Origin of the sequence: Mesorhizobium erdmanii USDA 3471, assembly GCF_000472705.1 — a bacterium.
GTDB lineage: Bacteria > Pseudomonadota > Alphaproteobacteria > Rhizobiales > Rhizobiaceae > Mesorhizobium > Mesorhizobium erdmanii.
Genome location: NZ_AXAE01000016.1, coordinates 204,828 through 216,604 on the forward strand (window position 1 = coordinate 204,828; position 11,777 = coordinate 216,604).

Genomic DNA, 11,777 nt, shown 5'->3' on the forward strand with positions numbered 1-11,777 from the left:
CCTAGCCGCCTTTCAGCATGTAGCCGGCACCGCGAACCGTATGCAGGATCGGCTTGTCGAAGCCCTTTTCGATCTTGCCGCGCAACCGCGAAACATGGACATCGATGACGTTAGTCTGCGGATCGAAATGATAGTCCCAGACGTTTTCGAGCAGCATGGTGCGCGTCACGACCTGGCCGGCGTGGCGCATCAGATATTCGAGCAAGCGGAATTCGCGCGGCTGAAGGGTGATCTCGCGGCCCGCCCGGCGAACCGAATGCGACAGCCTGTCGAGTTCAAGGTCGCCAACCCGGTAGACGGTTTCGGCCTCCTTGGCGCTGGCGCGGCGGTTCAACACTTCGACGCGGGCCAGGAGCTCGGAGAACGCGTAGGGCTTGGTCAGGTAATCGTCGCCGCCGGCGCGCAGGCCGGTGACGCGATCATCGACCTCGCCCAGCGCCGAAAGGATCAGCACCGGCGTGGTGTTGCCCCGGGAGCGAAGACCGGCGATGACCGACAGACCATCGCGGCGTGGCATCATCCGGTCGATGACCATGACGTCATAGTCGCCGGCGTCGGCCAGCGCGAAACCGGTTTCGCCGTCACCGGCGACATGCGCGGTATGACCAGCCTCGGCGAAGGCTTTCTGCAGATAATCCGCAGCCTCGCGATCGTCTTCTATGACGAGAATCTTCATAGGGCCGTTATACGCGATTTCGCTGGAAGGTTGAGTAGCCGGCATCTGCATTTTAGCCTTTGCCAAAGCGCGTCGCGGTCAAGATGATCGAGACCGCGCGCGATAAAATCTTGTTCTCTGGTTGTCTTTATCCCAGGCAAGCCTGTTTCGGGGCCTGTCTCGCGGCATGATGCTGCAGCCACCACATCCTCTCGGCCCAGGCCCGAGGGAACGTTCTGGGCTGTCAAAATGTGCGGCAGCGGGCGATGGGAGGCCCGCTGCCGCTGGAGGAGAGCACGATGACTGACTAACGTACCCGGCTCCATGCTTTCCCATGCGGCGGCTCGGGGGTGTTTGAAACCGCCGCACCGGAAAAGTCTTGTCAGCCCTTGGCGACGGGCAGCGCGACGAAACGGTTGTTGTTGTCGCGGGTGATCTGCATCAGCACCGCCTTGCGTCCAGCCTTCACCGCGTCGGTCATCGCCTTGGCGACGTCGTCGGTGCCATTCACTTCGTTCGAGTTGACCGCGGTGATGATGTCGCCCGGCTGGATGCCGCGGTCGGCGGCATCGCTGTTGGGATCGACATCGGTCACGATAAGACCCTTGCCGTTTTCGGACTTGGTGACGGTGAGGCCGAGATCGGCCAGCGTATCAGGCTTGGCCGGAGCGGCAGGCTGCTGTTGCTGGTCGTTCGAGGCCTGCTTGTCGCTGGCCGGCAGCTTGCCGAGATCGACCTTGATCGTCTGGCTCTTGCCGTCGCGCCAGACGGTGACGTCGACCGACTTGCCCGGCGAATAGGCGCCGATCAGGCGGGCGAGCTCTTTCGGCGAAGCGACGTCCTTGCCCTCGACCTGGGTGATAACATCGCCGGCGGTGATGCCGGCCTTCTTGCCCGGACCATCGTCCTGGGCGCTCGACACCAACGCGCCGTTGTTCGACTTCAGGCCGAGCGATTCGGCGATGTCAGACGTGACCGGCTGGATTTCGACGCCGAGCCAGCCGCGCTGCACCGCACCGTTCTTCATCAGGTCCTCGACAACCTGCTTGGCAGTCGAGGCGGGAATGTCGAAGGCAATGCCGACGCTGCCGCCCGAAGGCGAAAAGATCGCCGTGTTGATGCCGACCACCTGGCCGTTGAGATTGAAGGTCGGGCCGCCAGAATTGCCGCGATTGACCGAAGCGTCGATCTGCAGGAAATCGTCATACGGGCCAGCGCCAATGTCACGACCGCGCGCCGAGACGATGCCGGCGGTGACGGTGCCGCCAAGGCCGAACGGATTGCCGACGGCCACGACCCAGTCGCCGACGCGAACCTTGGAATCATCGGCGAAGTCGACATAGGTGAACTTGTTGCCGCCGCCGTCGACCTTCAGCACGGCGAGATCGGTGCGCGGGTCGGTACCGACCAGCTTGGCGTCGAGTTCCTTGCCGTCATTGGTCACCACGGTGAAGGCGGTGCCCTCTTCGACGACGTGGTTGTTGGTGACGAGGTAGCCGTCCTCGGAGATGAAGAAGCCGGAACCCTGCGCAACCGGGCGCGGCTGATCGTTGTTGCGGTCGCGGTGACCGAGGCGGCGATGGCCTCCGTCGTTCTGGCCGTTTTGGTCGCCAAAGCCGCGGAACTCCTTGAAGAAGCGGCGCAGCTGCGGATTGTTGGGAAGATTGTCCAGACCGTCCTGGTCATCGGAGCCGTCATCGGCGGTCGGCTGGATCTTGGCTTTGACCTTGACGCTGACGACGGCGGGAGAGACACGCTCGACGACATCGGCGAAGCCTTGCACCTGCGGCGCCTCGACGCGTACGGCATCGGCCAGAACGGGGCTGGTACCTGTGGTCAGCGCGCCAACGCCGATCATGCCGGCAACGCCGACGGAAGCGGCGGCAGCCAGGAGACGCTTGCGGGTGCGGGAATATGAATTGGGGGCAATATTCATGGGGTCTCGTATCCTCTTTTCAAAGGGACGCGCCTTGATCGGCATCCTCAGGCAAGGAGAATTAGAGCGGCGCACATTACAGCGCCATTTCCGACGCATGAAACTTTGGTAATGTTGGCGGGGCTGTCGCAGCCGTCAGTCGCGGTGGAGGATGGCATCCAATGCCGCCTGTTCGTCTGGCGACAGCGACTTGGTTGCCAAGGTCCGGCGCGACCGCGCGCTCAGCACGATGAATACGCCTCCGACCAGCAGCAACAGTACGGGCGTGCCCCAGAGCAACGCATTGCGCAGATCGAAACGCGGCTTCAGCAGCACGAACTCGCCGTAGCGGGAAACGACATAGTCCATGACCTGCTGGTCGGTGTCGCCGGCGACGAGACGCTGACGCACCAGGATACGCAGGTCGCGAGCAAGGTCGGCATCGGATTCGTCGATCGACTGGTTCTGGCAGACCATGCAGCGCAGGCCCTCCGACAGCGTCCGCGCCCTCGCCTCGAGCACCGGATCGGCCAGCATCTCGTCAGGCTTCACCGCCTGCGCGGCGCCGGCGAAGAACAGCGCCAGCAGCAAGACAAGCGATGCCGCGGAAAACCGTGCCTTCATGGCAGCGCCACCGGCGCCGCCGTACTCGCCTGCTTGCGGCGCCGCGACGGCGCGCCGACGCGCAGGCGCCTGTCCATCAGCGACATGGCCGCGCCCGCCATCATCACCAGCCCGCCGCCCCAGATCAGCGTCACCAGCGGCTTCCACCACAGGCGCACCACGACCGAACCGTCCTTGTTCTCATCACCGAGCGAAATGTAGAGCTGGGAAAGCCCAAGCGTCTTGATGCCGGACTCCGTGGTGGTCGTCTGCCGCACCGGAAAGAACCGCTTGGCGGAACTGATTTCGCCGACCGGACTGCCGCTGACGCCGATCAGTTCGAAGCGGCCACGGTCCTCGCTGTAGTTCGGCCCCTGCGTCGGATAGAGCCCGACGAAACGCAGCGTATGGCCTGACAATTCCACCGTCTCGCCGGCGCGCATGGTGAGGATTTTCTCGGTGCCGAAGGAGAGCGTGGCGACGATGCCGAGCAAAGTCAGGCCGAGGCCGAGATGGGCCAATGCCGTGCCGAAGACCGAGCGCGGCAGGCCAGCGAAGCGCCTGAACATCACGGAAGGTGCAACCGATCCGACGCCTGACTTCACGGCGAGGTCGGTAAGCGCACCGGCGACCAGCCAGACGGCGAGGCCGATGCCGAGGGCGGCGAACACCGAAGCGCCGTCGACAAACAGGCCGGTGACCAGCACTGCCCCCAGCGCCAGCGCGAAGGCGGCCATCAGGCGCTGCGACGCGGCGATGACGTCGCCGCGCTTCCAGGCCAGCAGCGGGCCGAACGGGACGATGGCCAGAAGCGGCAGCATCAATGGGCCGAAAGTCAGGTCGAAGAAGGGAGCACCGACCGAGATCTTATCACCCGTCAGTGCTTCCAACGCCAACGGGTAGAGCGTGCCGACGAGCACGGTGGCGGTCGCTGTGGTCAGGAACAGATTGTTGAGGACGAGCGCGCCTTCCCGCGAGATCGGATGGAACAGGCCGCCGGCCGTCAAGCGCGAGGCGCGCAGCGCAAACAACGCCAGCGAGCCGCCGATGAACAGCGTCAAGATGCACAGGATGAAGACGCCGCGCGTCGGATCGGTGGCGAAGGCATGCACCGATGTGAGCACGCCCGAGCGCACCAGGAAGGTGCCGAGCAAGGACAGCGAAAAGGTGAGGATGGCGAGCAGCAGCGTCCAGATCTTCAGCGCCGAGCGCTTTTCCATGACGATGGCCGAATGCAACAGCGCGGTGCCCGCCAGCCATGGCATGAAGGAGGCGTTCTCGACCGGATCCCAGAACCAGAAGCCGCCCCAGCCGAGCTCGTAATAGGCCCAGTACGAACCCATGGCGATGCCGCCGGTCAGGAACATCCAGGCGACCAGCGTCCATGGCCGTACCCAGCGCGCCCAGGAGGCGTCGATGCGGCCTTCAATGAGGGCGGCGACGGAGAAGGAAAAACAGATCGAAAAGCCGACATAACCGAGATAGAGCAGCGGCGGATGAATTGCGAGGCCGAGATCCTGCAGGACCGGGTTGAGATCGCGGCCCTCGATCGGCGCCGGATTGAGCCGGATGAAGGGATTGGACGTCGCCAATATGAACAGGAAGAAGGCGGCGCCGATGGCGCCCTGCACGGCCAGCACGTTGGCGCGCAGCGTTGCCGGCAGGTTGGAACCGAAAGCCGCGACCAGGGCACCAAAGAACGTCAGGATAAGCACCCAGAGCAGCATCGAGCCTTCGTGATTGCCCCAGGTTCCTGTGATCTTGTAGATCATCGGCTGCAGCGAATGCGAATTCTCCCAGACGTTCGCCAGCGAAAAGTCGGAGCTCGCATAGGCACTCGCAAGTGCCGCGAAGGACAGCGCCGTCAACGCAAAGCCGGTCACCGCGACGGGACCGCCGACAGCCATCAGTCGCTGGTTGTTCAGCCGCGCGCCGAACAGCGGCACGATCGTCTGCACCAGCGAAAGCGCGAACGCCAGGACCAGGGCGAAATGTCCGGTTTCAACCATGGCTCTCACCGCGATCCGCTGCTGCTGTCCGCTCTGGTTCAGTCACTTTTGCTCTCCTGCCAGACGCCCTTGGCCTTCAGGCCGTCGGCCACTTCCTTGGGCATGTAGCGCTCGTCATGCTTGGCCAGCACGCTGTCGGCGACAAAGACACCGTCCGGGCCGAAAGTGCCTTCGGTGATGACGCCCTGCTCTTCGCGAAAAAGATCGGGCAGGATGCCGGTATAGGTGACCTTGACCGATTTATGCGTGTCGGTGACCGAAAAGGCGACGGTTGCCCCCTGCCCGCGCTGGATGGTGCCTTTTTCGACCAGCCCGCCGAGCCTGATGCGCTGGCCGGGCTGTACGCTCGCCGTGGTGAGGTCGGCCGGCATGTAGAAATAGGAGGCCTTCTGGCCAAGCGCATAGAAAGTCAGCCCGGTCGCGGCGCCCAGGAAAGCCAATCCGCCTGCAATGACCGACAGTCGTTTCTGCTTGCGGGTCATATCCAGTTCTACTCCGTCGCCGCCAGGCCGAGCGAGGCGGCAAAGGCGGTGAGTTTCTTGGCTTCGTCACTGCCGGCACCAAAGACCGATATGGCGCGACCGAGCGCATCGCGCGCCTGATCGGCCTTGCCCAGCACGACATAGGAACGAACGAGCCGCATCCATCCTTCCGGGTCGCGCGGATTTTGCCGCAGTTTTTCGTCGAGGCCGGCGACCATGGTGTTGATCATGGCTTCGCGGTCCTGCGGAGACAGGGAGGACGCGTTGTCGACATCCGCTGCATCGGGACCTTTCACAGCTGCGCTGGAACCGGCTTCAGGGCCCTCGGATTTAACCAATGCCTTTTCGACGGCATCGCGCCATGGCGAATCCGGCGGTAAAGTGCCTAGCATCGCTTGCCAGGCCGTGGCCGCTTCCTTGTTTCGCCCCTCCTGCGCCAGGGCCATGGCCAAGTAGAAGCTGGCTTTGGCATTGGCCGGATCGAGCTTCAGCGCCGCCTCGAAGGCATCCTGGGCATCGGCGGAAACGATGCCGCCCGCCGCACCGGCGATCGCCTCGCCGAGGCCGGCCTGACGCATGCCGCTGTCGCCGTCGAGGCGGATGGCGTTGCGATAGGCGGCCACCGCGTCGGAAAAGCGCTGCATGCGCAGATAGACCGGGGCCAGCACGTCCCATCCCCTGCCGTCGGCAGGGTTGGCGGCAAGGTGGGCTTCGGCCCGCGCCACCAATTCGTCGACAGAACTGTCGGCCGGGTTCTTGGCCAGCCGTTGGCTGAGCGGCTGCGACGGCAAATCAGGCGAGCCGATCCGGCTGTAAACACCCCAGCTGACCAGCGGCACGGCCAGAACGGCCACGGTGGCGACGAGCCGTGAGGTGACCTGCCGGGTTGATGCCTTGCCGGCCGCATCGGCATTGTCGAGGCGAAGGATGCGGCGACCTATCTCGGCGCGCGCCTCGGCCGCCTCAGCCGGCTGGATCAAGCCGCGCGCGGCGTCGCGGTCAAGCTCGGACAATTGATCGCGATAGACCTCCAGGTCGTGATCGCCACTCGAAGATTCGCGATTCGGGCCAGCAGCCAATGGCAGCAGCACCGCCAGGCTCGCACCGAGCGTCAGTATCGCGGCTATGACCCAGAACAGCATGGTTCATCCAATAACGACAGAGCCCTGCCCTGCCAACACAGATGTCGTGCGACGCTTTGACGGCAGGCGCGCCTGATGTCCTTGATCGACATCAACCGGCCGGAGCCGGTCTGGATATCAGGTCAGCGGCGTCCAGCTGCCATCGGCATTGCGGCAGGCGGTTCCGCGCGCGGTGACGCTGGCGCCCCCATTAAACACGGTTTGCGTATACTGGCGGCAATCCTGCGATCCCACACGGTAGGGCTGGGCCGGAACCACTTCGCCGTAACGCGAAGCCTGGTCGCCCTTCCACGCCACCTTCTGGCCACTGGTCGTATATTCAAGGGCCTTGTATTCGGCCTCGAGGGCGTTGCGCTTCTCCGTGGCACTGAGACTGCTGCCGATCGAGCCGCCAATCAGGCCGCCGCCCATTGCGGAAATGATCGAGGTCGTGACCTTGCCACCGGACGGAGGCGTCGAAGCCGGTGTTGGCGCGAGCGTTTGGCCCTTGCCGCTCAACGTGGAGCAGCCGGACACGGCCAGCAAGGCGGAAACAAGCGCGACGCGAATCTTCATACCAACAACCGGTCTTCTTGAGTTGGAGCCTGCCATGGATGCGCCGGGGGCCGCGTCATCGGAGAAGTAGGCGTGGCCATAGTATTGATATTTGTCGGAAATTTGGCCGCTGCCGGCCATTTCGAGAGCAATTCGATTGCTCCAGGATCAATCGGAATAGCTCCGGGAGTAATCGATAGGCCGCCATAACATACGCTTTCCGCCGCTGTCGATCGGTCTGACGAATGCGTCACCGAAGGCTCCGTAATCGCACCACTGCCTTCAATCCACCCAGGCCGGACCGTTCGAGAGCGAGAACGCCTCCATACTCGTTGACAAGGTCGGCGACAATGGCCAGCCCCAGACCTGTTCCCGGTTTTGTCTCGTCCAGGCGCCTTCCACGCTTCAACGCATCGCGCGCCTTGTCCTCGGGAATGCCTGGTCCATCGTCGTCGATGCTGATCTCGAACAAATTGTCATCCTTGCCGGCCAGGGGTGCCACCGTGACCGACACCGCGCTCCTTGCCCATTTCATCGCATTTTCGAGAAGATTGCCGAGCAGCTCCTCGAGATCCTCGCGCTCGCCGGCAAAGACTATCTCCGTGGCCGGCAGCGACAGCGAAAGGCTGGTCTGCGGGTTGAGCTTCTGCAAGACCCGCACCATGCGCCGCACCAGCGGCGCCACCGGCGTTCGATAGACGACGCTGTCGCGTTGCGCCGCGACGCGGGCGCGCTGCAAATAATGGTCGACCTGCTTCTGCATCGAGGCGGCCTGCTCGGCGATCAATTGTCCCTTGGCGCCGCCAAGCGCCCGACCTTCGTTGAGCAGCACCGCCAGCGGCGTCTTCAGCGAATGGGCGAGATTGCCGACCTGGGTCCGCGAGCGCTCGACAATGCGTTTGTTGTTTTCGATCAAGGCGTTGGTTTCGTTGGCTAGTGGCTCTATCTCGGCCGGGAAGCGGCCGTCGAGCCGCTGCGCGGTGCCTTCGCGCACCATGGCCAACGCGTTGCGAACCCGGCGCAACGGCTGCAGGCCGAGCAGGATGGCAATGGCGTTGATGGCAATCATGCCGACGCCGAACAGGCTGAGATAGGTCAGCAGGCGGCGCTGGAAGGTGGAGATTTCCTGCTCGAGTTCGCTCTGGTTGCCCATGACGCGGAAGCGCGCGGCGCGGTTCTTGGCGTCGAGCACGAATTCGCTCTCGAACACTTCGAGCTGTTCGCCGTCGATGCCTTTGGCCGGATAGCTGCGCTGGAAGCTGGCATTGAAGGGTACCTCGGCGACGCTCGGCGACGGGATCTTGCTCGTCATCGACGACGAATGAAGGTCGCCATGCACGCCTTCCGAGGCCGGCTCCACCGACCAGTACCAGCCCGAATTCGGCTCCGAGAAGCGCAGGTCGCCAAGGTCGGGAGCCCCGGTGAGCGCTCCCGTATCGGAAATGCCGATGGACCCGATCAGGTTGAACAGATGCGCCGACAAAAGGCTGTCAAAGCCGCGCTCGCTGGCCTGCCGATAGAGCGTGGTGATCAGGGTGAAAATGACGACAAGGGTCAGGATCGCCCACACCGTGGAAAAGGCGATGACGCGAAACGTCAGCGAACGCGGCCACAAACGCAGCGAAAGCGGCGCCCTTGCGGTTGGTTTGAGCGGTTCCGAGTTACGCCTCCGGCTCGCGCATGCGGTAGCCCATGCCACGCACGGTTTCGATCATGTCGATGCCCATCTTCTTGCGCAGCCGCCCCACGAAAACCTCGATGGTGTTGGAATCGCGGTCGAAATCCTGATCGTAGAGATGCTCGACCAGTTCGGTGCGCGAGACCACCTCGCCCATATGGTGCATCAGATAGGCAAGCAGGCGGAATTCGTGCGAGGTCAGCTTCAGCGGCACGCCATCGACATCGGCCTTCGAGGCCTTGGTGTCGAGCCGCAGCGGCCCGCAGGTGAGTTCGGACGAGGCATGGCCGGCGGCGCGGCGGATCAGCGCCCTGAGCCTTGCCAGCACCTCCTCGATGTGGAACGGCTTGGTAACATAGTCATCGGCGCCGGCATCGATACCCGAAACCTTGTCGCTCCAGCGGTCGCGCGCCGTCAGGATCAGCACCGGCATCTTGCGACCACCGCGGCGCCAGCGCTCCACCACGCTGATGCCGTCCATCTGCGGCAGGCCGATATCGAGCACGACGGCATCGTAGGGTTCGGTGTCGCCGAGGAAATGGCCTTCCTCGCCGTCAAAGGCACGGTCGACGACATAGCCGGCATCGACCAGCGCGTCCGCTATCTGCCGGTTGAGATCCTTGTCATCCTCGACGACGAGTACGCGCATGCGGAGATCGATACCTGTTGAAGTGCTCGTTCAGATATAGGCCGATTCCGGCGGCCTGGGAAACGGAGGCCCGCATGATGAACGATCGGGTCAGTTCTGGGGAACGACAATCTCGGTACGACGCGGACGCTGGCCGTCCTTGCCGGGCACCAGCACGACGATGACGCAGACCTGCTGGCCACCGCGTGTCGACTGCGAGGCCTTGGCCAGCGTTCCGCCATTCTGCTCGGCCACCTGCTGGCCGATCGCGTAGCAGTCGGACGCGGCCAGGACGATCGGGCTGGCCTGGTCGGGCACGATCACCGGGATCGCTGTCGCCTGCGACGCGAACAGCCCGGCAGCACAGAGCGCCAGGGTCGCGGTTCGAAAGTGGGAGCGAAGCGTTTTCATGGTCGGCGTTGTAACGCATCGGTGCTGAACGTGAAATGAACAGTGATCGAGACGCCAGTCTAGACTCCGTTTCGGTCAGATTGAAAGCGCGTCAGGAATCTTCCTGCGTCAGCGCACGAAACCGCAGCAGCCCGTGATGCACGAGGAGATCCTCGTCGTAACGGGCCTCGGTGAATTCAAGCGACAGCCGCGTGTGGCCGCGCGGGCCGATCACTAGCGCCGCATCGGTCAGGCGAGCCTTGATGGCGTCCATGATGGCAAGCGTTTCGGCGTCGCCCAGGGCTTTCGACCAGACATGCAGCGTGATCAGCTGATCGTCGTTGTTGTCGGCACCGGTGTTCCAGTCAAAGGCACTGGTCTGGCCGCAAGTGACGTAGGGAAAGGCGGCATTGTCAGTTGCCTGCTCGAGCAGCCCCGCACCGCCCAGCAGCGCCGACAGGGACGCGTCGCTTTTAAGCCTCAGAAAAACTGCCTGCAGCAAATCGCCGGGCGCGGTCATCAGTGGTTTCCTCAAGCGGTTGCGCCAAAGACAAAGCTGCATTGCCAGATATAGCGGTTCGCCAAGCGAAAACGATGGCGATTCGTCGTCAGAATGATGATCGTCGATGATCTCGACAATACGACTTGCCTACAATCCCGTCGCCAGGCGACGTACCGCAGGACCATCGCCCGGGCAAGTAGCATGAAGTCGGTCCCGCTTGCCTGACACATGATCCTGCCTCATATGGATCAGTCCACGCGATGGAATGTTCGTTGCCGGGCTTGGCCGCGCAACGGGCATTTTCCCAGATTCCGGAGCTGAAGATGCTCGATGCAGAAAAAGCCAGGGCCGCGTCCCGGTTGCTGGTAGGCCATTGGGACAACGGCACCAGCCTCGACGCCATCCCCCAGCAGTTGCGGCCACAAACGCGGACCGACGGCTATGCCATCCAGTCGCATGTGATGGATCGTTCTTCAGCGCCGCTTTTCGGCTGGAAGATTGCCGCGACCAGCCTGGCCGGACAAAGGCACATCAATGTCGATGGCCCGATGGCCGGGCGTCTGCTCGCCGAAAAAGCGGTCGAGGTTGGCGGCGCCGTTTCGCTGGCGACGAGCAAGATGCGGGTGGCCGAGATCGAATTCGCGTTCCGTTTCGGCCGCCCTTTGCCGCCTCGCCCCACACCCTATGAAATCGCCGAGGTAATAGGTGCCGTGGCAGGCCTACACCCGGCGATCGAGATACCGGATTCACGCTACGACGATTTCTGCGCCGTCGGGGCGCCGCAGCTCATCGCCGACAATGCCTGTGCCAATCTGTTTGTCATAGGCGAGCCCGTGCAGGAAGACTGGCGCGACGTGGACCTGGCAAAACATGCGGTGACCGGTTCTGTCCTGGGAAAGTCGCAGTACAACGGGTCAGGCGCGGCGGTGCTGGGCGACCCTAGAGCGCGTACTCAACCCTTGCATGACTTTCGAAGCAGTGATTCAACGCCTTTGATTTGGAGGCGATGATGGCACGCTACGATCTAAGCGAAACGGAATGGCAAATCGTGGAGCCGCTTTTGCCGCCGCACGGCTTGGGCAAGAAGCGGGTCGACGATCGACGTGTGGTGAACGGCATATTTTATGTTTTGAGGACTGGCTCGCCTTGGCGCGATCTGCCCGAACGATATGGCCCCTACACCACGGTCTACAATCGCTTCAACCGCTGGGCTAAAAGAGGTGTCTGGTTGACGATGTT

At 63.3% G+C, this 11,777-nt stretch carries 13 protein-coding genes; 2 read left to right on the top strand and 11 right to left on the bottom strand.

The annotated features are described in order from the left end of the window. Position 1 precedes the first annotated feature (1 nt). From A3AU_RS0114010 to A3AU_RS0114060, 11 genes are all read right to left on the bottom strand, one after another. Positions 2–676 (bottom strand): response regulator transcription factor, encoded by a 675-nt coding sequence (locus A3AU_RS0114010; RefSeq protein WP_027053397.1) that lies wholly within the window; start codon positions 674–676, stop codon positions 2–4. A gap of 361 nt (positions 677–1,037) precedes the next feature. Continuing rightward, on the bottom strand, positions 1,038–2,591 hold the full coding sequence (locus A3AU_RS0114015) for a Do family serine endopeptidase (RefSeq protein ID WP_027053398.1): 1,554 nt from the start codon (positions 2,589–2,591) through the stop codon (positions 1,038–1,040). A 135-nt stretch (positions 2,592–2,726) separates the two neighbouring features. After that, the gene (locus A3AU_RS0114020; RefSeq protein ID WP_027053399.1) at positions 2,727–3,194 is read right to left on the bottom strand and encodes a cytochrome c-type biogenesis protein; all 468 of its coding nucleotides are present in this window, start codon (positions 3,192–3,194) and stop codon (positions 2,727–2,729) included. Continuing rightward, a complete protein-coding gene (locus A3AU_RS0114025; RefSeq protein ID WP_027053400.1) occupies positions 3,191–5,182 on the bottom strand; it encodes a heme lyase CcmF/NrfE family subunit in 1,992 nt (663 codons plus the stop codon). The genes A3AU_RS0114020 and A3AU_RS0114025 overlap by 4 nt, the downstream gene beginning before the upstream one ends. A 38-nt stretch (positions 5,183–5,220) precedes the next feature. Beyond that, positions 5,221–5,664, bottom strand: coding sequence for a cytochrome c maturation protein CcmE (gene ccmE / locus A3AU_RS0114030; protein ID WP_027053401.1), 444 nt, complete (start codon positions 5,662–5,664; stop codon positions 5,221–5,223). Positions 5,665–5,672: 8 nt separating this feature from the next. Beyond that, on the bottom strand, positions 5,673–6,806 hold the full coding sequence (gene ccmI, locus A3AU_RS0114035; RefSeq protein WP_027053402.1) for a c-type cytochrome biogenesis protein CcmI: 1,134 nt from the start codon (positions 6,804–6,806) through the stop codon (positions 5,673–5,675). Positions 6,807–6,923: 117 nt separating this feature from the next. Continuing rightward, the gene (locus tag A3AU_RS0114040) at positions 6,924–7,481 is read right to left on the bottom strand and encodes a hypothetical protein (protein WP_245235478.1); all 558 of its coding nucleotides are present in this window, start codon (positions 7,479–7,481) and stop codon (positions 6,924–6,926) included. Positions 7,482–7,590: 109 nt separating this feature from the next. Continuing rightward, positions 7,591–8,961: an ATP-binding protein gene (locus tag A3AU_RS0114045; RefSeq protein WP_051355355.1), complete on the bottom strand. Its 1,371-nt coding sequence runs from the start codon at positions 8,959–8,961 to the stop codon at positions 7,591–7,593. Positions 8,962–9,001: 40 nt separating this feature from the next. Continuing rightward, positions 9,002–9,667 (bottom strand): response regulator transcription factor, encoded by a 666-nt coding sequence (locus A3AU_RS0114050; RefSeq protein WP_019857144.1) that lies wholly within the window; start codon positions 9,665–9,667, stop codon positions 9,002–9,004. Between the two features lie 90 nt (positions 9,668–9,757). Continuing rightward, positions 9,758–10,057, bottom strand: coding sequence for a hypothetical protein (locus A3AU_RS0114055; protein WP_027053405.1), 300 nt, complete (start codon positions 10,055–10,057; stop codon positions 9,758–9,760). Between the two features lie 91 nt (positions 10,058–10,148). After that, on the bottom strand, positions 10,149–10,556 hold the full coding sequence (locus tag A3AU_RS0114060; protein WP_027053406.1) for a DUF3168 domain-containing protein: 408 nt from the start codon (positions 10,554–10,556) through the stop codon (positions 10,149–10,151). Positions 10,557–10,810: 254 nt separating this feature from the next. Between A3AU_RS0114060 and A3AU_RS01000000135410 the strand changes: the two genes are divergently transcribed. Both A3AU_RS01000000135410 and A3AU_RS0114070 read left to right on the top strand, forming a co-directional pair. Continuing rightward, positions 10,811–11,548, top strand: coding sequence for a 2-keto-4-pentenoate hydratase (locus A3AU_RS01000000135410; protein ID WP_245235480.1), 738 nt, complete (start codon positions 10,811–10,813; stop codon positions 11,546–11,548). Next, the coding region (locus A3AU_RS0114070; protein WP_027053407.1) for a transposase at positions 11,548–11,777 on the top strand (230 nt) is incomplete at its 3' end. The genes A3AU_RS01000000135410 and A3AU_RS0114070, both read left to right, overlap by 1 nt.

What these genes read in the sequence shown, in the direction of transcription:
- A3AU_RS0114010 (WP_027053397.1), bottom strand. Translation starts at nt 676, where the DNA reads ATGAAGATTCTCGTCATAGAAGACGATCGCGAGGCTGCGGATTATCTG.
- A3AU_RS0114015 (WP_027053398.1), bottom strand. Translation starts at nt 2,591, where the DNA reads ATGAATATTGCCCCCAATTCATATTCCCGCACCCGCAAGCGTCTCCTG.
- A3AU_RS0114020 (WP_027053399.1), bottom strand. Translation starts at nt 3,194, where the DNA reads ATGAAGGCACGGTTTTCCGCGGCATCGCTTGTCTTGCTGCTGGCGCTG.
- A3AU_RS0114025 (WP_027053400.1), bottom strand. Translation starts at nt 5,182, where the DNA reads ATGGTTGAAACCGGACATTTCGCCCTGGTCCTGGCGTTCGCGCTTTCG.
- ccmE (WP_027053401.1), bottom strand. Translation starts at nt 5,664, where the DNA reads ATGACCCGCAAGCAGAAACGACTGTCGGTCATTGCAGGCGGATTGGCT.
- ccmI (WP_027053402.1), bottom strand. Translation starts at nt 6,806, where the DNA reads ATGCTGTTCTGGGTCATAGCCGCGATACTGACGCTCGGTGCGAGCCTG.
- A3AU_RS0114040 (WP_245235478.1), bottom strand. Translation starts at nt 7,481, where the DNA reads ATGGCCGGCAGCGGCCAAATTTCCGACAAATATCAATACTATGGCCAC.
- A3AU_RS0114050 (WP_019857144.1), bottom strand. Translation starts at nt 9,667, where the DNA reads ATGCGCGTACTCGTCGTCGAGGATGACAAGGATCTCAACCGGCAGATA.
- A3AU_RS0114055 (WP_027053405.1), bottom strand. Translation starts at nt 10,057, where the DNA reads ATGAAAACGCTTCGCTCCCACTTTCGAACCGCGACCCTGGCGCTCTGT.
- A3AU_RS0114060 (WP_027053406.1), bottom strand. Translation starts at nt 10,556, where the DNA reads ATGACCGCGCCCGGCGATTTGCTGCAGGCAGTTTTTCTGAGGCTTAAA.